The following is a 19,349-nucleotide window of genomic DNA, read 5'->3' on the forward strand; positions in this document are numbered from 1 at the left end:
AGGTTTTTCCTCTCACTTTCCCCTAATAATCCTCCTAAATATTGTCTGAAGCCGTTTTTTTGCGCTTCGTTTTTGAAGCAATTGTCAAACCGCCGACACCATCGGTCAAAGCATGGGGGCATCGCGGCTGGGGTTGTCTCTTTCATCGCTGCTCTTTCAACGTAAAGTGCTTATTCTTTAACGATTATACTCGATTTGATCTTTATTGAGCGTTTAAGTCCCATTAACAGTTTTAGCCCCACAGTCCCCAATTTTTCAATGGTGCTGTAACAAAAATTAATATTATACAGAAAACGGGTTTCTCAAAGAAACCCGTTTTCTAAATAGTTTCTCGAAGAAACCCGTTTTCTCTGTTGAGAATGAAGGTTAAGTAGGGAGGCACAATTATTTGTAGGATGGGTTAGCGGTAGCGTAACCCATGCAGGCGTTGGGTTTAATGCTTCAAACCAACCTACGTTCTTCTCATCACTTTCGGGAATGGGTGAACAACGGGAAATAGTCGCGGGTTGGGGATGGTCGGGTAGAGAGCGATCGGCGTTGCTGCGCTGGAGGCGAGTGTGGTAAGGTTGTTATGATATAATTATTAGATGACATCGTACTGTTAGTGGATAAGCTCCTATGGCTTGTAAAGAGAATCACTTAACTGACTGGAAAATCACTAAACGTATTCCGATTAATAAAGATAACTCTAAAAAAATTTCCGATTCTTTTTCTTTTGATAATTATTTTAAAAAAGAATCAATAAAGCTTTTTTTGTTAATAAATAAAATCCTCATTGTCAACTATCGCAATCAAAGTTTTTTTAGGAAGGTTGATGAATGTTTGACAAAAATTGTTGAAAATTTATACGAAAGCAAAGTTTTTTTTGAATCTATTTCTTGGCAATCTGCAAAAACCAATGACAAAATAAACAAAGAAATTAAAGACATAGCTGGCAACATTAAAATTCTTTTTGAAAAAAGAGAATGGCATCAAGTCTATAATGCCATAGATCATGCAATTTTTGCAATTAAAAGTTTTGTTGAACTAAATTCACAAGACGCTACATATATCGACTGCGAAACCATCGATTTTTTAAAAGAAAAAGCTATAAATTTATATCGAGATTTTCGTATTCTCGATAACAATTGGAATTCTTTAAAAATAATTATCGCAAAATATTGCAGTTATTCTGAAAGAGATTTATTTTATCTAGAAGAAGATTTTTTAAACGTTTTTTCAGAAAAATTAGAAACGTTTGGTGACAAGCTAGAAGATTACATTGATTTTTTTGATATTGAAACTCTTCAAGATATTCAAGTAATAATGAGCGATATAATCGATCAGTCTCGTCAAAAAAATATAGCTCTCAGTACGCCGACTGATTCCAAAAACTCTTTTAGAGTTCGGATTCGCAATGCGGCCGGATTTATTGACAGACTAATTGATTTTGCGGTTGAAGAGTCGGAGTCAGAAGATCAAGAGATTCTAGAAGTGATCGCTAATCACAGTAATTTTACTTTTTTGAAAGAGGAAAATACAAAAGAGGAGTATGTTCAAAATTGAATCAAGTGTCCATTTTTTATAAAAAAGGAGATGTAGTATATGCTCCCTTTCCCTATCAGGATAATCCAGAAGAGAGAAAGAAAGGCCTGTTCTAATCCTCGCTCCTGTCTTAGCGGGAAAAGGGTTTATCTGCGCTTACATAACTAGCAATTCTAATAAAAGATCGGGGATGATCGAAATTAAGCGGAGGGATTTTAAAGAAGGACATCTAGATGATGAATACAAAGCTTCTTATGTTAAACCGGACTGCATATCTACACTTGATAGAGAATTATTTAGAAGAAAATGCGGGACTTTGAGAGATGAAGTCGTAGATGAAATTATTCAAACTCTTATTGAATTATTGCAAAAACCGCCTCAATCACCTCCCTCCCCTAAAAGTATAGAACGGCCTCCTAAACCTAAAAAGAAAAATTTTTAAAATAAAATATTCCCTAAATCTGATAATCCATGACGAAAACCACCTTACCACCCCGTGCGTTGGCACTTAAGGCCGCGGTCATCTTTTTCGGATAGGGGAGATTGAGATTATTCATCAACTCCACAAAATCCTGACGATTGCGGCCGGCAAAACGGGGATTCCAGCGCTTTTCCTCACCGATCGAGGAGACCGTTCTGCCCAGATAATCGTGACAGGGGTAAACTAGCGTATCATCGGGGAGGGTGAATAACTTCTCCGTTACCGTCTTGTAGAGGACTTCCGGCGAACCGTTCTGAAAATCGGTACGACCGCAACCGCGAATTAAGAGTGCATCCCCCGTTAATAGGCGTTTTTCATCGATGAGATAGGCTATATGACTATCGGTGTGGCCCGGAGTAGCGATCGCTTTTAGCTGCTGACCTGCCACGGTCCAGATGTCGCCATCGCGCACATAACCATCGATATCGCTCACTTCGGCGTTTTCGGGAACGAGGATCGAACAGTTGGTTAACTCCCGTAAGCGGTGCGCTCCGGTGATATGGTCGGCGTGGACATGGGTTTCCATCGTGTAGCCTAGAGTTAACCCCAACTGCCAAAGAATCTGCCGATCGCGATCGACCTGTTCGAGGACCGGATCGATTAAAATCGCCTCCCCCGTACCCGAATCAGCGATCAGATAGGTGTAGGTACTCGATTCCCTATCGAAAAGCTGGCGGAAAATCGGCGCTGCCGGCCCGAATGCGATCGAGTAGGCCGCGGGGAGAGAAATTCTCTCTTTCAGCGATCGCAACAAATCCCGGGCCAGTTCGGCCGCCTGTAAACGCAGTTCGGGAATGGCGGTGGTTTCCCAGAGATCGCCTTTGCGGGGATTTCCCAAGGTGTACAGCGTGTCCGATGCCGTACCGTCCTGCCTGAGAATTGCCCCATTGTCGGCGGTTTCGATGCCACAACCTAGGGGATGGGGACGGATTAACCCCCGTTGGCGAAGATGAACGACGAGGGGATCGGTTATGGTCCGGTAATCGTTACTCGCGCCGGTACAGTTAATAATTCGATCGACCGGTAGGTTTAAGAGGTTTCCCGTTCCCCGTTGACGGATAGTAACCTCTACACAGCCGTTTTTATCCTCGGCAGTTTCAATTCTTCCCCCATGATAGGTTAATTGTCCCGATTCTACAGCCTCATCGAGGATACTGGCGATCTCGTCGGCGAGGCGATGGCGAAGAACCTCCCAATAGGCTTTCAGGTGGCGTAGAAATCTGGCGCGTTCCCCTATCGGCAGACAATGCCATAGACCTTGAGATATCGGGCGTAAGGCGTTTAAAACGGCCCGCCAGTCGTGACCTCGACTCTCGGCGGTTTTTACCTCCGCGCGAATTCGCCGCAGGAGTCCCCGCGCGGTCTGGGGTGCCGTTTCGAGGGTGAGGAACGGGGGATAGGGATCGGTGGGTCGGTGCGATCGGGGGATCAGGCCATGACGGGAAACCGCGTGGATTTTGCCCGTGAATCCCCTTTGTGCCAGGGAAACCACCATATCCACCATCGTTAACCCCGTACCGACGAGCAGCACCGTCCCGTCAGGTTTTAGATCGGCGAGTGTGTCCGTCTGCCAAGCGTCGCGGAGATAGGGGGAATTGAGAGACGCGAGGGGTTGGGGAACCGTTGCGGGAAAATTGCCCAGCGCCAGAACTACTTTAGCGGCGCTGATTTTCTTGCCTCCTTTGAGGGTAATCGTTGCCTTTTCCCCGTCGAGTACCAGATCGATCGCCGCATCGGTAAATGTCTCCAGACGGTGATCGGCAATGGCGTTGTCCCGCGCTTCTTCTAGGATCGATCGGATGTATTTGCCGTACACTAGACGCGGTACGAAGCTGGCCGGATCGATCGATCGATAGCCGTTATCCGCTAACCAGTGGAGGAAATGTTCGGGATCGTCCTCGAAGGCGCTCATTTTGCCTGCGGGAATATTGAGCAGGTGGCCGCTGTCTCGCGTTCCGTAGGCGATCCCCGTACCGAGGGGTTTTCGGCGCTCGATCAGGGCGATCGATAATGGAGTCCCCGTGTCGCGTAACAGGTTCGCCGTCACCAGGGAGCCACTAAATCCTCCCCCGATAATGGCGATGTCGAAAGTTGCAGAAAATTGATTCCGGTCAATGTAGCTCATAGATAAGGGGTATGGTAAGGGTGTCCTTGGGGAGATAAGATGCGTTTAGTTGAGCATTTAGGTTATCAATAGGCGATGCCCATTTGTTGAAAAATAGTATTAACTCGCCGGTTTTTGCAGGAAGCTTCGGCCGCTATCTGTTGTTTTTTAATTCTCATAACAAATCCTTTTATAACTTTTCAAGAGAACGTAGGTTGGGTTGAAGCATGAAACCCAACGCCTGCATGGGTTACGCTACCGCTAACCCATCCTACAAATAATTTTGCCTCCCTACTTAAAAGACGATTTTTAGGCATTCTTGGTTAATAGGTTAAAAATAAACGATAGGATCGGCTGTCAACTAATATATAAATCCCTAGAAAAATATAGATAAAAGGACTAATTTTATGTCCGTAGTTTGTAACCACTTTAGCTATCCTGGGATGGGTAATCAAAAAATAGGCTAGGAGGCACCAAATCCCCATCATGAGATAAAAAATTATCATGATAATTAAGACGTGCATCGGGGAATTATTGGCAAAAAGAGAGGTATAGATACCAATATTATCACCGCCGTTAGCCACGGTCACGGCAGCGATGTAATAGGTTTGGGAGGGAAAACGAGGAACAAAGGAGCGATTTTTAGAATAATTAACATCTTCTCTTACTTCTTGAATGTAATCCTCATTTTCCCTTGACAAAAGTTGTTTAATGCCGATAATTAGAGGGATAAATCCTAATAGACCAATCCATTCTTTAGAAACCAGTAACCCAAATAGTAAACCGAGGGAACTAGCTAGGAGAATCAGGGTAAAACCGAGGTATTGACCAACAATCAGGTGTCGAGGTCGAAAATTAGCATTAAGTCGCGAGAAAAACAACATTAGCACCATCAGATCATCAAGATTTGTGGCCACAAAACTCGTCACGCTAGTAATTAAAAGGGCTACTAACCAATTCATAGATTGAAAAAAGAGATAATCCTTCCCATTTTAAATCTCGTAGTGCCAGATTTCCTCCTCTCGTAAAAGAAGACGATGGACGGGAAGACGTTCCACGGCCCCCTGTTGTTCAAGACTATTAAGTGCGCGGGTAATTGTGACTCTAGTAGTTCCTAATAAGTCAGCGATATCCTGATGAGTTAGACGCACATCAATTAATTGTCCAGTACCGGTTTGTTTACCAAATTGATTGCCTAACCATGACAGTAATTTCAAGACCATAACATCAGTACGTTTGTAGCTACGAATAATACTTAGCTCTTGTGCTTGCTGAAGATGAGACAGCAGAATTTCTGCCATTTGATAACTCTCAACTGTGGAAAAGGAAACTGCTTGTACAGGAGTGATGCACTCAACTTGATAGGGATTGACTCTCTCTAGGGTTTTACCGACAAAACTGCCAGGTCCCCACAATCCCAAGACGATCAGGGTTCCATCTTCTAACCAGGTGGAGGTTTTCACGACTCCACTCTCTATTTTCCAGAAATTAGGGTTTCTGAGGGGCAAAATCGCCCGATTATCAAAGTGCCAGCGATGGGGGGTTGGTGGTTGATAGGTAAGCGTCATGATTGGTAAGTAGTCGTGCAAAATTAATTTCCTAGTGGAGACAGGAGACAGGAGACAGGAGACAGGAGACAGCTATGAGGGATCGGATTTGATAATTTTGGGGTAAAAACGATAATTACCCCAAAAAAGACCGATTTTATGCCCTTACAAGCCCTATTTACGGGGTGTTAGTCTTCTCCAGTTCCGTTGTGGCCGAGGAGATCAGTTCTTGCCAAGCTCGATCGCTTTCCTGTAGAGTCTGTTTAACCGCGTCGATGGTCTTTTCCACGCGAGTTTTCAGGAAAGGGGAAGCATTGTCTTTGAGTCGTTCGGTGTCGTCGGCTAAGATATCGATCGTCTCGGAGGTATTAACGAGGCTATTTTCTAGGGTAATAAGGTTGTTTTGCAGGGTTTCACTGAGTTTAGCCCCAGATTTGGTCAATTTTTTCGTAAATTTACTCACTTTTTCCCCTAGATCGTCAATATTATCCGCTAAGTCCTCTAGGTTGTCCTGTTGAGCTTCGATAATCTTCTTGTCGAGAGAAGGAGCGGCTAGTTGAGCCTTTAGGTCATCGATAGCCGATTTTGTCGCTTGGATGGCTTTTTCATAGGCAATTTGGGCATCTTCCAGAATTTTTGGGCTAGAAACCTCATTTTTTTTCTTAACTGGTTCCACCACGGTGCCACCCGTTGCCGTGGCACGGTCGATGACGGCCAACTGTTCGGGGAGTAGCGGCAAGGCGATCGCATTTCCTCTTCCCCCTAGGAGCAAAGTGACAGTTAAGAGGAAAATCAGCAGCTGGAAAACTTGATTTTTGAGGCTTTGAAAGCTCTTATTTCGGTTGATCATAGTTGAATTTTCTCCTGTTCAGAAAAGTGGTTACTCTGTCTAGATATTATCACATAAAATTTTTGTTTTGTATTTGTTTATAATAAATTTTATGAAAAATTTATTATATTTTTTGCTTAATAAATTGTAGATAAAAATATAAACTTTTTGAGCCAAAAGCCATTACAGAAAAGCTTTTGCTCTTTTAATAAAAAAATTAATTTTTATCGCTTTTTTTATTAATGAGATGCTGAACTATCCGATGAGTCTATTTTTTGATTAATCGGGGATATTTTCTGACGACCTTTAATATATTTGGCTAAAGGTTGTTTTTTCTTTAGTCGTTTAATGCCACTGAGGGTGGAGAGAGTGAAAAAAGTTCCCACCAGAACCATCTGCCATAAACCGCAACCAGAAGCGGCGCCTAATCCTGCCGCTAACCAGATAGTCGCCGCCGAAGTCAAACCTTTCACTTGTACCTTATTTAGTTCCCGATGGGATTGTTGTAGGATGATTCCCGCCCCTAAAAAACCGACACCAGAAGCGACCCCTTGAATAGTGCGACTGAGAGCATTAGAAGACGCATAACCCACATCTCCTTCCGCTTGTAGGGGAATCATCACGAACATGGCAGCCCCGAGACTAACGATGATAAAAGTTCTCAATCCAGCCGGACGACCGCCTCGCTGTCGGTTATAACCAATCAGACAGCCGACGGCCATAGCCATACTGAGCCGAAAAATAATCGTTTGCCAATCTTCCGAGTCAAAAAACATTGCTTAACCCATCAAATGAGATAAAAACTTCGCCTAACCAATCAAAGCCTTTTCCAGATCCCGCTTTAAATCGTTTCTATTCTCGATCCCGATCGATAATCGTAGTAAAGCTGGTGTTATAGGTGGAAGTGAGATCAATGGGAACCGTTACCGCCCCATGAATCGCCCTCGTTGCAAATTCCATCAATTTATTGTCCTATTAGTCGATATCTTCGAGGTCTTTAAACAGGGCCGTGCTGAGGTAACGTTCCCCGAAACTAGGCTGAATCATGACGATTAATTTATCTTCGTTTTCGGGTCTTTTGCCCACCTGAATCGCCGCCCATAAAGCCGCCCCGGCCGAGATGCCCGATAGTAGTCCCTCCTGACGAGCTAACCGTCGCGCGTAGGCGAAAGCCTCTGTATCATCGACGATAATCACCTCATCGATTAATTCCGGTCGGAAAATGGCCGGAATAAAACCGGCCCCGATGCCTTGGATTTTGTGCGGCCCCGGTTGTCCCCCCGATAAGACGGGACTATTAGAGGGTTCAACTGCGATCGCTTGAAATTGGGGACGACGGGGTTTAATGGTTTCGGCAATACCGGTAATGGTTCCCCCGGTTCCCACGCCACCGATAACGATATCTACCAGACCGTCGGTATCGGCCCAGATTTCTTCGGCGGTGGTTTCTCGGTGAATTTTCGGGTTGGCCGGGTTGCGGAACTGTTGCAAACTATAGGCGTTGGGGGTATTTTCGACTATTTCCTCGGCCCGGGCGATCGCTCCTTTCATGCCTTGGCTACCTGGGGTTAACTCTAATTGCGCCCCGTAAGCTTTTAACATTGCCCGTCGTTCTAAACTCATGGTTTCGGGCATAGTCAGGACTAAGCGATAGCCTTTGGCAGCGGCTACCATGGCCAGGGCGATGCCGGTATTGCCGGAAGTGGGTTCCACCAGAATTGTTTTATCGGGGTGAATTAGTCCGGCGGCTTCCGCGTCCTCCACCATACTGACACCAATGCGATCTTTAACCGAGGCGGCGGGGTTCATACTTTCCAGTTTGACGACGATGCGGGCTTTTACTCCCTCTGCTACTGGGATTCGATTCAGTTGGACTAGGGGTGTCCGTCCTACCAATTGGGTGATGTCTCTTGCGATCGGCATAATCCCACTTGCTTTATACTTGTTGGCTATTTTTAATTATATCTGTATTTAAATTGTTTTACAATACTTTTTAGATTGGAGTACAGTGCGTCGGCGGGGATAATCCCTGTCGATTTTTTGTGCCTTGCCACTTTTTTTGTATATCGAAGCACAATCGGTAAAATTGTCTTGGGAAATTTGTCTTATTTTAGTTAATTATTATTAGTATATAAAAGCACATTTGTTTAAACAACTTAAACAAATTATTAGAGAGATGAAAAGAGTGATACTTTTTCTTGGTATCGGGTTACACATTTAAGAAAGTTTTCTGAGATTTATGCAAAAAAATATTTTTTTTGCTGTTTTTTTAGGAAACAATTTTTAATAAATAAAAGTGGGAAAATGGTTTATAAAATAATTCATGGCAAAAACGAAGTGTATATGGAAGCGGATATTAACGCTAAATTCAATTAACAAGAATTGTTCCTCGATATACAAAAAAATCTGGCCAAGGGAGAGTAAAACTTCTTTCTGGGACGATAGTATAGTCCCAAGAGAAAAACTCCTAGATACTTTATCGGAAAAATAAAGAAAAGCCAGAAAAATCAACCTCGATATTTTGCCGAAACCAATCATCATTATAGGAGATGAAAACTATGGTGTTAGATGCCTTTGCCAAAGTCGTTTCCCAGGCCGATACCCGGGGGGAATACCTGAGCGAGAATCAAGTCAATGCCCTAATTGCCTTCGTCAAAGATGGTAATAAACGCGTCGATGTGGTCAATCGTCTTTCCAGTAATTCTTCTGCGATCGTTACCGATGCTGCGCGTAGTTTGTTTTCAGAACAGCCCGTTTTAGTTGCCCCCGGTGGCAACGCCTATACAAACCGTCGTGCCGCCGCCTGCTTGCGGGATTTGGAAATTATCCTGCGCTACGTTACCTATGCCACCTTCACCGGCGATGCCAGCATCCTCGATGATCGCGCCTTGAACGGTCTCCGGGAAACCTACGTCGCCCTGGGAGTTCCGGGTGCTTCTGTTGCAGCTGGAATTCTCAAGCTCAAAGACGCTTCCCTTGCCCTAGCGGCCGATCCCAACGGGATCACTCGCGGGGATTGCAGTTCTTTACTAGCAGAAGTCGCTTCTTACTTCGATCGAGCGGCGGCGGCAGTTTCCTGATGCTGTGACTTTCTTCTCTCAATCCGATTAAACTTTTGTAGGAGCAATTCCATCCATGACCAAGACACCTTTAACCGAAGCGGTAGCTACTGCCGATTCCCAAGGCCGTTTTCTCAGCAGTGCAGAATTACAAGTGGCCTTCGGTCGTTTCCGTCAGGCCGCCATCACCCTAGAAGCGGTAAAAATCCTCGCCCAAAAAGCCCCCAGTTTAGCCCAAGAAGCAGCCAACGCTGTCTATCAAAAATTTCCCTACACCACCCAACTCCAGGGGCCGAACTATGCCTACGATGAGCGGGGGAAATCCAAGTGCGTTCGCGATATCGGCTACTATATCCGGATTATCACCTATGCCCTCGTGGTAGGGGGTACAGGCCCGATCGATGAATATCTGGTCGCCGGTTTGAGTGAAATTAATAGTGCTTTTGAACTATCTCCTAGCTGGTATATCGAAGCCTTAAAATACATCAAAACCAATCACGGATTAACTGGGGATGCTGCTGTAGAAGCTAATTCCTACATCGATTATGTGATCAACGCCCTTAGCTAATTTACTTCAACTTTACGTCAACATAAGCTCAAATCTCCTAAATTCACCTCGGGATGAGCGCCGAGGTTTTTTTGCGTCCGTCTAATCCTAAATTCAGAAAACGGGTTTCTCCGAGAAACCCGTTTTCTGCCTAACTTAGCCATCCTCGGGAACCTACCCCAACAAAAAAACCATCTTGGGCAAGATGGTTACACACAACGAGTATAGACCGACAAACTTGACTTCAGACCGCTTTTTCTGGCCCAGTAGCGACGGGCAGATCTGTGGTACTGTACTCTGTCCAAGAACCCTCATAAATTCGCACCTTGGGATAACCGAGCAGATGTTTGAGGACAACATACTGTAAAGTCGCTTCCCGTCCCGTACTGCAACTGACAATAATATTATCCGAGGGCTTGATGTTGCGTTGGGCAAGAATATTCCTGATTTCGTCTAAAGATTGCAATTTATGGGGATTTTTCAGGGATTCATCGGGATTATTCGCTTCCGTAAAGGTCGGCCAGGGGATATTTTTCGCCCCCGGAATATGACCATTTCTCAGCCAGATATCCTGTTTTCCCTGAAAAAGTTCTTCCGGTCTAGGATCGATAAAAACCACATCGGGTTTGCCGATCAATTTCTCTACTTCTGCCAAAGTCACCCGAATCGAGGGATTATCACGGACAGTAAAGCTCCCTGGTTGATATTTGGGGAATTCTTTCGTTACCTTTTGTTCAGAACCCTTATAACCCTTAAAACCACCATCTAAGACGGCCACATCTCGGAAACCCGATCGCTCTAGTAAATAAGCGACCATGGTTGCCCCCAAGACATCGCGACCATCAGAATAGACTACCACTCGATCGCCATTAGTGATTCCCGCAGCGGCAAAGAGACTGCCAATTTTATCCTCTTGCCAATATTGAACCGGCAAAAATCCGTTTGGACCACGAAAATTATTGTCGGCTATATTTACCGCTTTCGGTAAATGACCGGTGATATATTCCAAAGGATTAATCCGCACATCGAGAATTTTTAACTTCGGATCGTTGAGATTTTTTGCCACCCAAACCGGCGATACAAAGTCTATCTTAGTCTCAGATTTAGACGTGGCCATCAGGGGCGATGACGGTGCTAAGGTAAAGGTTAAAATGCAGAGGAGAACTAAAGTTAAAAAAGCAAGGGGACGGCTTTGAAACCGTCCCAGGGATAGACCCTTCCCTTGACGCAGTTTTGGTTTCATGATTCAGTGTCAGCGAGGAATATCAAACGATAATTACTATAGGGCTTTGATTAGCTTTCTCCAAAAATTTAGGTATAACGTGATATTTTTTTGGCAGCAAGTCGGTCAACTAATTATTAATTTACTCTTGGGTGTCGATCGCCTTGGGTGTCTCTAATAACTGTCGCCACCAGAGATGAACTAGGAGGGACCAAGCGATCGCTAAAAGCCAAGCGGCAAGGATATCACTAGGAAAGTGAACACCTAAATAAAGACGAGTCCAAGCAATAACCAAAACTAAGGGAATCCCCAGTAAAACTACCCCTAAAAACCAGCGCGTTCTCCAAGATAGGATCAGTAAAGAAACCACTAACAGGGAACTAAATAAAGCATGACCGCTAGGGAAGGAAAAATCATAAGGTAAGGGATAAAATAACTGCCAAAATTGCGGGCGATTCCGATGAAAAAGAATCTTAAGATTATAACTAATTGCCCAACCTCCCGCCATGGTTACAAGGAGATAAGCGAACCCATACCAGTATTTTTTTAGGGCAAAAATCAGCAGTGAAATTGTTAGTATTGGGGCTACTCCCCAATAAGTACCTAATCCCGTTAGTTTTATGGCCAAAAAGTTTAGGTTTGAATTAGCGGTTTGATGAATAGATAGCATCAGGGATTTTTCCCAAGCAAATCCTTCGGGCTGCTGGCGAATAGCGATCGCTAAATCCGTAAAAGTTAGCGATGTTAACAAGATAACCAAGAAAATTAAGCTATTGTTTAAGTAAGTTTTGGGAATCACGGGGAAAAAGTGGCGACAAGGATAACGGGGGCATTCATCCGACATTTTAGGGAAAGAATCAGTAGGATTAGAGAAATCTCCAGTCAAAATTCCTAGGTTTCGTTAATATACAATTTTCGCTGCTCCAGTGCCAATTGCCGGAATTCCCCTGCCGCAAATTTGCCCTGGCAAGGACGTCGCTCTTGATCGGACTCGACCAAATAGATATAATCACAATCAACCCCTTCTAAATTGGTATTTTCGGCGATTTTCCAAGCTTCGATACAAGCGCCCGTCAGGGTGGCTCCCTGTAAATTGGCTCTCATCACGTTAGTATGGGCTAAATTCGCCCCTTCTAGATTAGCCTGGGCTAAATTTGCCTCGCTGAAATTTGCTCTGGTGAGGTTGGCATTTTTGAGGTTAACCCCGTCAAGATTTAGTCCGCGAAAATTATAGCCAATATAAGTTTTATTTTCCCCTTGACCGGTAACGAGAAGATTTCGGGTAGCAGTATCGGCCAGAATTGTCTTTTCCCAGCGCGCTCGCTCGATGCCCGATACCAGATAAAATCGAGTTCTAGTGAAATCTTTTGCCCTTAAATCAGTGGCTTTTAACTGCGCTGCCGTGAAATCAGCTTCTTTGAGATTTGCCCCCCCAAAATTTGTGCCTTTACTGGCTAAAAAAGCAATGGCCAGGGATTTCGTGATCGTTTCTCTCGATTCTTCTAGGGATAACCAGGCCAGATAAGCGGTGAAACAAGTTCCAAAAATACCAACAATTAAAGCTATAGGCAAAGTTAAATTTACTACAGCTACTGCTGCTAATGCTGCTTGAAAAACTAAGATAATTCCTGTCAATAAACTTAAGCTTAAGCTGATTAAAATTGCTAGGATAAAACTGATTGTTTGACCAGAAATTAAGGATAATACTAAGGGCAACCCCCCAACTCGCTGACGATAAAATCTTCCGTAAATTAGTGATAAAATCGTGATGATCAGGGCAGCAATGATTTTAAATCTGGTTACATCTGTCACCAGCATTAAAGCTAGATAATAACCCACTAATCCCCAGAAAAAACCGCAGATAGCCGCTATTAACCAAGAAATTAAGATTAATTGTAGATGGCCGCGTTTTTGTAATCCTGCTTTGGCCTCTGTAAATTTAGTTCCCTCTAAAATAGCCCCTTGAAAATTAGTGCCACGGATATCCGCTTCACTAAAATTAGCCCCCGATAAATCCTTTCTGCGAAAACACTGTCCTTTTAAGTTTACTCCTGTAAAATTGCGTTTGCCCTTGGCATATAAATCTAGTATCTCACTTGCTCTCATAGAAATTACGGAGATGTGTTTTGGGGTTGAGTGATTAATGTAATTCATAATCCATAGACAATTATTAATTATATTTTTTTATATTTTCTTAATTAAGCTATTTTAAATCAGCTGCCCGCGTATTTAAGTGGGTGGGTGGAATTAAATATAAGATGAACGTAGGTTGGGTTGAAGCATGAAACCCAACGCCCGCATGGGTTACGCTACCGCTAACCCATCCTACAAATAATTGTGCCTCCCTACTTAAATTGCTGGTGGAGATGAGGCAAAGGGGGGGTGAGGGCTACGAATAAAGAAAAATGGGATAAGATCATCAAAAAACTGGAAAATTGTCACCTTTATAGAGAATATGACTAGACAAACCGCTAATCTCGGACAAACAGGAATTGCCGTCAGTGCCTTGGGCATCGGGACTTGGGCATGGGGAGATAAAATATTCTGGAACTATGGCAAGGAATACGGAGCTAATCAGGTAGAAGCGGCCTTTAAAGCGGCAGTAGAGGCAGGAATCACCTTTTTTGACACTGCCGAAGTCTATGGCCTGGGGGAATCGGAACGACTCTTAGGAAAATTTACCCAAGAGACAGATATTCCCATCGATATTGCCAGCAAGTTTGCCCCCGTACCGTGGCGTTTTGGGGCGAATGCGGTGCATAATGCCATTACCGACAGCTTAAACCGTCTAAAAACCGATAAAATGGCTCTTTATCAAGTACATTGGCCCTTCACCTTCCTGATTAGCCAAGAAACCCTGATCAATGCCCTAGGGGAAGAAGTAAAACGCGGCCGCATTGGTTCCGTGGGCGTAAGTAATTATTCCGCCGAGCAAATGCGTCAAGCAAGCCAGATTTTGGCGAAAAAAGAGGTTCCCTTAGCGGTCAATCAGGTGCAGTATTCGCTTTTGTATCGCAAAATAGAAACTAAGGCAATTTTAGCCACGGCCAAGGAATTGGGTGTCACCATCCTCGCCTACAGCCCCCTCGCTCAAGGACTACTGACGGGTAAATATAGCCCAGAAAGCCATAATTTGCCCGATGGAGCCAGGAAAAATGACTCGCGGTTCAAAAAAGAAGGTTTGGAGAAAATAGCCCCAATTTTAAGGGTAATGCAAGAATTGGGCGCAAAATACCAAAAAACCCCCGCACAAGTCGCCCTCAATTGGTTAATCGCCCAAGGAGATGTGATTCCCATTCCGGGGGCCAAAACTGCCGACCAAGCGATCGAAAATGCCGGGGCCCTAGGATGGAGTTTAGAAGCGCAAGAGGTGACGCAATTAGAACAGATGAGCCGGCCTTGGCTGTAAAAACCAACAGTTTTGATTTTTGATCACCATTCCGGAAAAAGTCTCTAACTTCTTGGGGATCAAGATCAAAACAAGCTACAATCTTTGCATACTCCTGTACTACTTAAGAAAACTGGGGAGAAAATTAATGGCGACAATGACAAATAATTCCGATCGAGATAAGGCCTTAGGTTTAGTCTTAAATCAAATCGAGCGCAACTTTGGCAAGGGTTCAATCATGCGTTTAGGAGATGCCACCCGCATGCGGGTGGAAACCGTGCCTAGTGGTGCTTTAACCCTAGATATGGCTTTGGGTGGTGGTTTACCGAAGGGCCGCATCGTCGAAATTTACGGGCCGGAAAGTTCCGGCAAAACCACTTTAGCCCTCCATGCGATCGCAGAAGTGCAGAAAGCTGGGGGAGTGGCGGCCTTTGTCGATGCGGAACACGCTTTAGATCCCACCTATTCGGAAGATTTAGGGGTAGATATCAATAATTTACTGGTGGCACAACCGGATACGGGGGAGGCAGCCTTAGAAATAGTTGACCAGTTAGTGCGTTCTTCAGCCGTGGATATCGTTGTCATCGACTCGGTGGCCGCTTTAGTGCCGCGGGCGGAAATTGAAGGGGAAATGGGGGATAATCAGGTGGGTTTACAGGCCCGTTTGATGAGTAAAGCCCTGCGAAAAATTGCCGGTAATATTGGTAAATCCGGTTGTGTGGTCATTTTCCTCAACCAACTGCGGCAAAAAATCGGTGTCACCTACGGCAATCCTGAAGTCACCACCGGAGGAACGGCCTTAAAATTCTATGCCTCGGTGCGTTTAGATATCCGTCGCATTCAAACTTTGAAAAAAGGCACGGAAGGAGAATACGGAATTCGGGCTAAAGTTAAGGTGGCTAAAAATAAAGTCGCGCCTCCTTTCCGGATTGCTGAATTTGATATTATCTTCGGTAAGGGCATTTCCCAAGTGGGTTGTATGCTGGATATCGCCGAACAAACTAATGTGGTTACTCGTAAAGGGGCATGGTATAGCTATAATGGCGAAAATATCGCCCAGGGTCGCGATAATGCCGTTAAATATCTCGAAGAAAAGCCAGAAGTAGCGGCGGAAATTGAGAAGTTATTGCGGGATAAATTAGATATGGGTTCGGTTCCTTTCCCCACGGAACCAGCTGATGAGGACGAGGGGGACGATGAGGAACCAGAAATCTAAAAGAAGACGGTTTTAAGTCTTGGTTATCCCCCTATTTCGGGGGATTTTTTTGTTTCAGAATCGATAGATTTCGCCGCTTCTAACCATGATTGTAAACCTTTTTTGGTCGGTGTTCCTTTAGGGGTAAAAGTCCATAAATCTCGTTTATGTTGCGGTCCGTAGCTGATATGAATCGGGCGATTAATTCCGTAAAAATAGAGAGAGTCAAAGGGTAATTTTTGGTTTAAAATCCAATCTATCAGGCGATCGCTAGTTAAGTCGATAATCCGAAAATCACAGGCTGCCCCCAATCGCTGACAATAATATTGACTTTTTTGATTAATTTCGTGGCCGCAATGTTGATCGCGACTGGGATCGATTCTCCCGTTTTTTAAGCCGGTGATTGGGTCTTTTTTTTGGAGAAGTTTTCTGAGATCATTGGAACAAAATCCGTAGGTTAATTGGAATTTTTCTCGACCAAAATTATCAATAATTGGATCGATAATAAAGTGAGTAAGATTCTGCCAAGCGGTTATGGTTTCAGGATTTTTTGGATAGGGATCGATTTGGGCTGCATACTTTTGATAGGTTTGGGAACAGGTAGATAATTCCCCTAGGGTTAAATATTTACCAATTAACATAATCAGTTATAGCGTTTTTCAGTCTGCTGAGGTACAAAAGTTATGGGTTTTAGGCAAAAGGCAAGAGGCAAAAGGCAAAAGGGAAGAAAAATAGGTGTACCTCACTAGCTTAGGAAACGCTATATTAGTTATTAGATGGTATTTTTCAGTTTATTAAACATCTCTAAAAATTATAAACCAATTATAACAAATCCTGTTTAAAAAGTATAGGGGAGTAGAAAACGGGTTTCTCGAATAAACCCGTTTTCTACTCATGCAAAACCGAGAATAAATAATCGGTTTTTAATAACTGGATTTAGTATAATACCTTTTTCTCTATTCGTGGCAGACATCTTATTACTGATTACTGTAACAGGTTTTGATAAGCTTTGAGGGTGGCAGTTTTGACGCTTTCGGGGACGAGGGGAAAGGTAGTTAATATATGTTGAAATTCTGTTAGGGTTAATTCATACAAGTGGGCAACTATTGCATCTAATTTCGCTCTAATTGCCATTCTTTCTCCTTCTTCTGTTACTCCATTTTTATGGGAACCTATCCCCACTTCTTTCGCTAATTGATCAAATTCTTCTGTGGTACAAATCAATTTTGCCGCATTTTCTACTATTTCCTGAAAGTATTTATCTCCCTCTTTTAGTCGGGGGATAGGTAGCTGGTAGATGTAGAACATATTAATATTAGCAGATACTTTTTGTCTAGCACAAAAATCAATAATTAGTGAATTTAAAATTGCTTCTAAAAATATTAATTCGGTGTTAGAAATCGAAATGTCTGAAGATACTAAAATAGAATTGCCACAGAAAACATTTTTAGGAATTGTCCCTACTATTAATGTTCTAATATCAGTATTTCTAGCAATTGACCGAAATCCTAAACGATAGGTTTGATAGTCTAAGATTTGACCTTTATCGACTTCACCGCGTTTTAATAAAGCTTGTCTTGCTTCTTTTTCATCTAACCAGTATTTCGGTAAAGCATACCGATGGGTGAATTGATGAATCATTTTTCCTTCGTAGAGGGGTAGTCTTCCTTCTGCGGGTTCAGTTTTAAATAAATAACTATCATTAGTCATATCAAATTCGCGAGTTAACTTGAGATTCCATGTATCGGGAAGGGTTTCTCCTAGCAGGGGAAAACGAGACATTTTTTCAGCGATATGAATATCTATATCTTGTTTAAATTCCATCACCGAGAGGGAATCGGGGGATAGTTTGCGGATTAAATCGACGCTAATTACTAAACTATCTTTATGGGGAAACCGTTGTAATTCCTCAACATCGTGACGCATAAACTCCACAGGAAAAGAAAAAGTTTGTTTATTTTTCTCAAAAGTTAGAATGACAAACTTAAAGCGACTATCTACACCTTCAAAAATTGTTTTACGATTTTCAAAACAAAATAATCCTGTCACATTTGTCTGAGAAAATAACATTTCCCGCAGTTGTTTGGTTCCTAAATCGGTATAAATTCCACTGGGAACAACTATTCCACATTCTCCCTGGGGATGGAGGAGATTAAAACATTGTTCTGTAAATAAACAATAAAGATTAATTTTCCTTGAAGCACTTTTGCCGTTAATTACAGAATTTTGATTTCGATATTGTTCGGACTTTTTAAAATAAGCACTAACATGGGGATAACCACTACAATATTCTAACCAAGCTTTTTGGATTTCTGGATTCTCTAAAAGTTTATCTCGCTGTTTGTTCCATGATTTTATATCAAGTTTGTTTTTCTGAATTAAACTATCATACTGCTGAAAAAATTCCTTTTCATCGGTTTGAAAGACTTCCCAAGGGGGATTGGTGATAATCACATCAAAACCACCTTTTTCTGTAATCAGTTTATCGAAGTGATAACCCCAGTGGAAGGGTTTCAGGGATTGCATATCAGAAAGAGTTAATAAACGTTTCTTTGCTTTTCCCGTTAATTGTGCGGATTCGTACTTGATTGACAACTTACCGCTAAACTCATCTAAGAGAATTTGGTTTAATTTCTGCACCGATTCGCGGTTGACATCCTCGATGTGATTGCGTAACATCTGGAGACGGTTTTCTTGGGGGGTTCCCTCTACTTCTCCCAACCGAAAAGCGTGTTCTTTGTATAATTCAATACTGCGATTTTTTTCTGCGAGAATTGCCTGATAATTTTGCGCGGTGAGGGTTTGCATGAGATTAAAACTTTTTCCGTCCACGCGAATTAACCCGATGAGGGAATTTCCCGACATGATATTAAAATCAATATTCGGTAAGGGTTCCAATTCTGTCACCGATTGTGCGGCAGCAACTAAAGCGAGAAATAAACGCAGTTTCGCAATTTCCGTCGCTTCCTCCATGATATCGACACCATAGAGGTTATCGGAAATAATTCTTTTTTTGATGTAATATCCGAGGGAGGGATGGGATTTTCTTACCTCTGTTAACCACTGTTTTAATTTACTGTCTCCCCGTAGTTCAATTGTCCCAATCACCGCGCTATAAATTCCGATTAATGTCTTCATCGCAGCCACTAAAAAAGCACCGGAACCACAGGCAGGGTCTAAAATAGAAAGCTGGGGAAGAATATCTTCAATCAGAAGCTGACAGAGGGGAGAATCGAGATTAATTAGTAGTTCAGAAATACTGGCAAATTGTTTGCGGGGATAATGTTGATTACTTCTCTCGACAATCCATTTATTAATCGTCCTATCACAGAGATATTCGTTGACACTCCCCGCTCTAAAGAGACGGGGATTCTTGGTTCACAGAGATTACTTGCTTAGACAGAATTGCTTCTGAAAAAGTAGAGGTATTCTCTCCCCAAGCGTTTATTGGAT

15 protein-coding genes and 4 pseudogenes are annotated in these 19,349 nt (G+C 43.2%); 6 read left to right on the forward strand and 13 right to left on the reverse strand.

Translation table 11 applies throughout. The features are described from left to right. Positions 1-146: pseudogene (locus H6F92_RS17755) on the reverse strand (IS701 family transposase); the annotation flags it as partial. A gap of 472 nt (positions 147-618) precedes the next feature. Here H6F92_RS17755 and H6F92_RS17760 point away from each other — a divergent pair. Beyond that, entirely contained in the window at positions 619-1,545 is a 927-nt protein-coding gene (locus H6F92_RS17760) for a hypothetical protein (protein WP_190358922.1), read from the forward strand. Between the two features lie 85 nt (positions 1,546-1,630). Next, positions 1,631-1,966, forward strand: a pseudogene (locus H6F92_RS17765) (type II toxin-antitoxin system PemK/MazF family toxin); the annotation flags it as partial. A 13-nt stretch (positions 1,967-1,979) separates the two neighbouring features. Here H6F92_RS17765 and H6F92_RS26190 read toward each other — a convergent pair. From H6F92_RS26190 to cysK, 7 genes and pseudogenes are all read right to left on the reverse strand, one after another. After that, positions 1,980-2,687: an MBL fold metallo-hydrolase gene (locus H6F92_RS26190; RefSeq protein ID WP_265795846.1), complete on the reverse strand. Its 708-nt coding sequence runs from the start codon at positions 2,685-2,687 to the stop codon at positions 1,980-1,982. Between the two features lie 963 nt (positions 2,688-3,650). Next, positions 3,651-4,130 (reverse strand): annotated as a pseudogene (locus H6F92_RS26195) (FAD/NAD(P)-binding protein); the annotation flags it as partial. Between the two features lie 302 nt (positions 4,131-4,432). Further along, positions 4,433-5,071 carry a cadmium resistance transporter gene (locus tag H6F92_RS17775; RefSeq protein ID WP_190358924.1) on the reverse strand — a complete coding sequence of 213 codons (639 nt, stop codon included), beginning with the start codon at positions 5,069-5,071 and terminating at the stop codon, positions 4,433-4,435. Between the two features lie 30 nt (positions 5,072-5,101). Next, positions 5,102-5,677, reverse strand: coding sequence for a Crp/Fnr family transcriptional regulator (locus tag H6F92_RS17780; protein WP_190358925.1), 576 nt, complete (start codon positions 5,675-5,677; stop codon positions 5,102-5,104). 157 nt (positions 5,678-5,834) lie between these two features. Then, on the reverse strand, positions 5,835-6,506 hold the full coding sequence (locus H6F92_RS17785; protein ID WP_190358926.1) for a hypothetical protein: 672 nt from the start codon (positions 6,504-6,506) through the stop codon (positions 5,835-5,837). A gap of 218 nt (positions 6,507-6,724) precedes the next feature. Then, positions 6,725-7,261 carry an MgtC/SapB family protein gene (locus tag H6F92_RS17790; RefSeq protein WP_190358927.1) on the reverse strand — a complete coding sequence of 179 codons (537 nt, stop codon included), beginning with the start codon at positions 7,259-7,261 and terminating at the stop codon, positions 6,725-6,727. Between the two features lie 199 nt (positions 7,262-7,460). Continuing rightward, positions 7,461-8,408 (reverse strand): cysteine synthase A, encoded by a 948-nt coding sequence (cysK, locus tag H6F92_RS17800; protein WP_147070954.1) that lies wholly within the window; start codon positions 8,406-8,408, stop codon positions 7,461-7,463. A gap of 638 nt (positions 8,409-9,046) precedes the next feature. Between cysK and H6F92_RS17805 the strand changes: the two genes are divergently transcribed. Both H6F92_RS17805 and cpcA read left to right on the forward strand, forming a co-directional pair. Continuing rightward, positions 9,047-9,565, forward strand: a complete 519-nt coding sequence (locus H6F92_RS17805) for a phycocyanin subunit beta (RefSeq protein ID WP_002733930.1) — start codon at positions 9,047-9,049, stop codon at positions 9,563-9,565. 55 nt (positions 9,566-9,620) lie between these two features. Then, entirely contained in the window at positions 9,621-10,112 is a 492-nt protein-coding gene (gene cpcA / locus H6F92_RS17810) for a phycocyanin subunit alpha (protein ID WP_002762687.1), read from the forward strand. A 223-nt stretch (positions 10,113-10,335) separates the two neighbouring features. Here cpcA and H6F92_RS17815 read toward each other — a convergent pair whose 3' ends face one another. From H6F92_RS17815 to H6F92_RS17825, 3 genes are all read right to left on the reverse strand, one after another. Next, positions 10,336-11,334, reverse strand: coding sequence for a sulfurtransferase (locus H6F92_RS17815; protein ID WP_190358928.1), 999 nt, complete (start codon positions 11,332-11,334; stop codon positions 10,336-10,338). A gap of 121 nt (positions 11,335-11,455) precedes the next feature. After that, entirely contained in the window at positions 11,456-12,112 is a 657-nt protein-coding gene (locus H6F92_RS17820) for a phosphatase PAP2 family protein (RefSeq protein ID WP_190358933.1), read from the reverse strand. 92 nt (positions 12,113-12,204) lie between these two features. Continuing rightward, positions 12,205-13,419: a pentapeptide repeat-containing protein gene (locus tag H6F92_RS17825; RefSeq protein ID WP_242030180.1), complete on the reverse strand. Its 1,215-nt coding sequence runs from the start codon at positions 13,417-13,419 to the stop codon at positions 12,205-12,207. 349 nt (positions 13,420-13,768) lie between these two features. Between H6F92_RS17825 and H6F92_RS17830 the strand changes: the two genes are divergently transcribed. Then, positions 13,769-14,722, forward strand: coding sequence for an aldo/keto reductase (locus H6F92_RS17830; protein WP_190358930.1), 954 nt, complete (start codon positions 13,769-13,771; stop codon positions 14,720-14,722). A gap of 127 nt (positions 14,723-14,849) precedes the next feature. Then, a complete protein-coding gene (gene recA, locus H6F92_RS17835) occupies positions 14,850-15,917 on the forward strand; it encodes a recombinase RecA (protein ID WP_150978238.1) in 1,068 nt (355 codons plus the stop codon). 23 nt (positions 15,918-15,940) lie between these two features. On the opposite strand, the gene H6F92_RS17840 is transcribed toward recA, so the two are convergent. Beyond that, the gene (locus tag H6F92_RS17840) at positions 15,941-16,537 is read right to left on the reverse strand and encodes a hypothetical protein (RefSeq protein ID WP_190358931.1); all 597 of its coding nucleotides are present in this window, start codon (positions 16,535-16,537) and stop codon (positions 15,941-15,943) included. A gap of 343 nt (positions 16,538-16,880) precedes the next feature. Next, a pseudogene (locus H6F92_RS17845) lies at positions 16,881-19,241 on the reverse strand (Eco57I restriction-modification methylase domain-containing protein); the annotation flags it as partial. Positions 19,242-19,349: the final 108 nt, after the last annotated feature.

It is taken from the genome of Microcystis wesenbergii FACHB-1317, assembly GCF_014696875.1.
Lineage (GTDB): Bacteria > Cyanobacteriota > Cyanobacteriia > Cyanobacteriales > Microcystaceae > Microcystis > Microcystis wesenbergii_A.

Coding starts and splice junctions, on each gene's coding strand:
- H6F92_RS17785 (WP_190358926.1), bottom strand. CDS start 6,506: ATGATCAACCGAAATAAGAGCTTTCAAAGCCTCAAAAATCAAGTTTTC.
- H6F92_RS17775 (WP_190358924.1), bottom strand. CDS start 5,071: ATGAATTGGTTAGTAGCCCTTTTAATTACTAGCGTGACGAGTTTTGTG.
- recA (WP_150978238.1), top strand. CDS start 14,850: ATGGCGACAATGACAAATAATTCCGATCGAGATAAGGCCTTAGGTTTA.
- H6F92_RS17780 (WP_190358925.1), bottom strand. CDS start 5,677: ATGACGCTTACCTATCAACCACCAACCCCCCATCGCTGGCACTTTGAT.
- cpcA (WP_002762687.1), top strand. CDS start 9,621: ATGACCAAGACACCTTTAACCGAAGCGGTAGCTACTGCCGATTCCCAA.
- H6F92_RS17760 (WP_190358922.1), top strand. CDS start 619: ATGGCTTGTAAAGAGAATCACTTAACTGACTGGAAAATCACTAAACGT.
- H6F92_RS17815 (WP_190358928.1), bottom strand. CDS start 11,334: ATGAAACCAAAACTGCGTCAAGGGAAGGGTCTATCCCTGGGACGGTTT.
- H6F92_RS17825 (WP_242030180.1), bottom strand. CDS start 13,419: ATGAGAGCAAGTGAGATACTAGATTTATATGCCAAGGGCAAACGCAAT.
- H6F92_RS17840 (WP_190358931.1), bottom strand. CDS start 16,537: ATGTTAATTGGTAAATATTTAACCCTAGGGGAATTATCTACCTGTTCC.
- H6F92_RS17790 (WP_190358927.1), bottom strand. CDS start 7,261: ATGTTTTTTGACTCGGAAGATTGGCAAACGATTATTTTTCGGCTCAGT.
- H6F92_RS17830 (WP_190358930.1), top strand. CDS start 13,769: ATGACTAGACAAACCGCTAATCTCGGACAAACAGGAATTGCCGTCAGT.
- cysK (WP_147070954.1), bottom strand. CDS start 8,408: ATGCCGATCGCAAGAGACATCACCCAATTGGTAGGACGGACACCCCTA.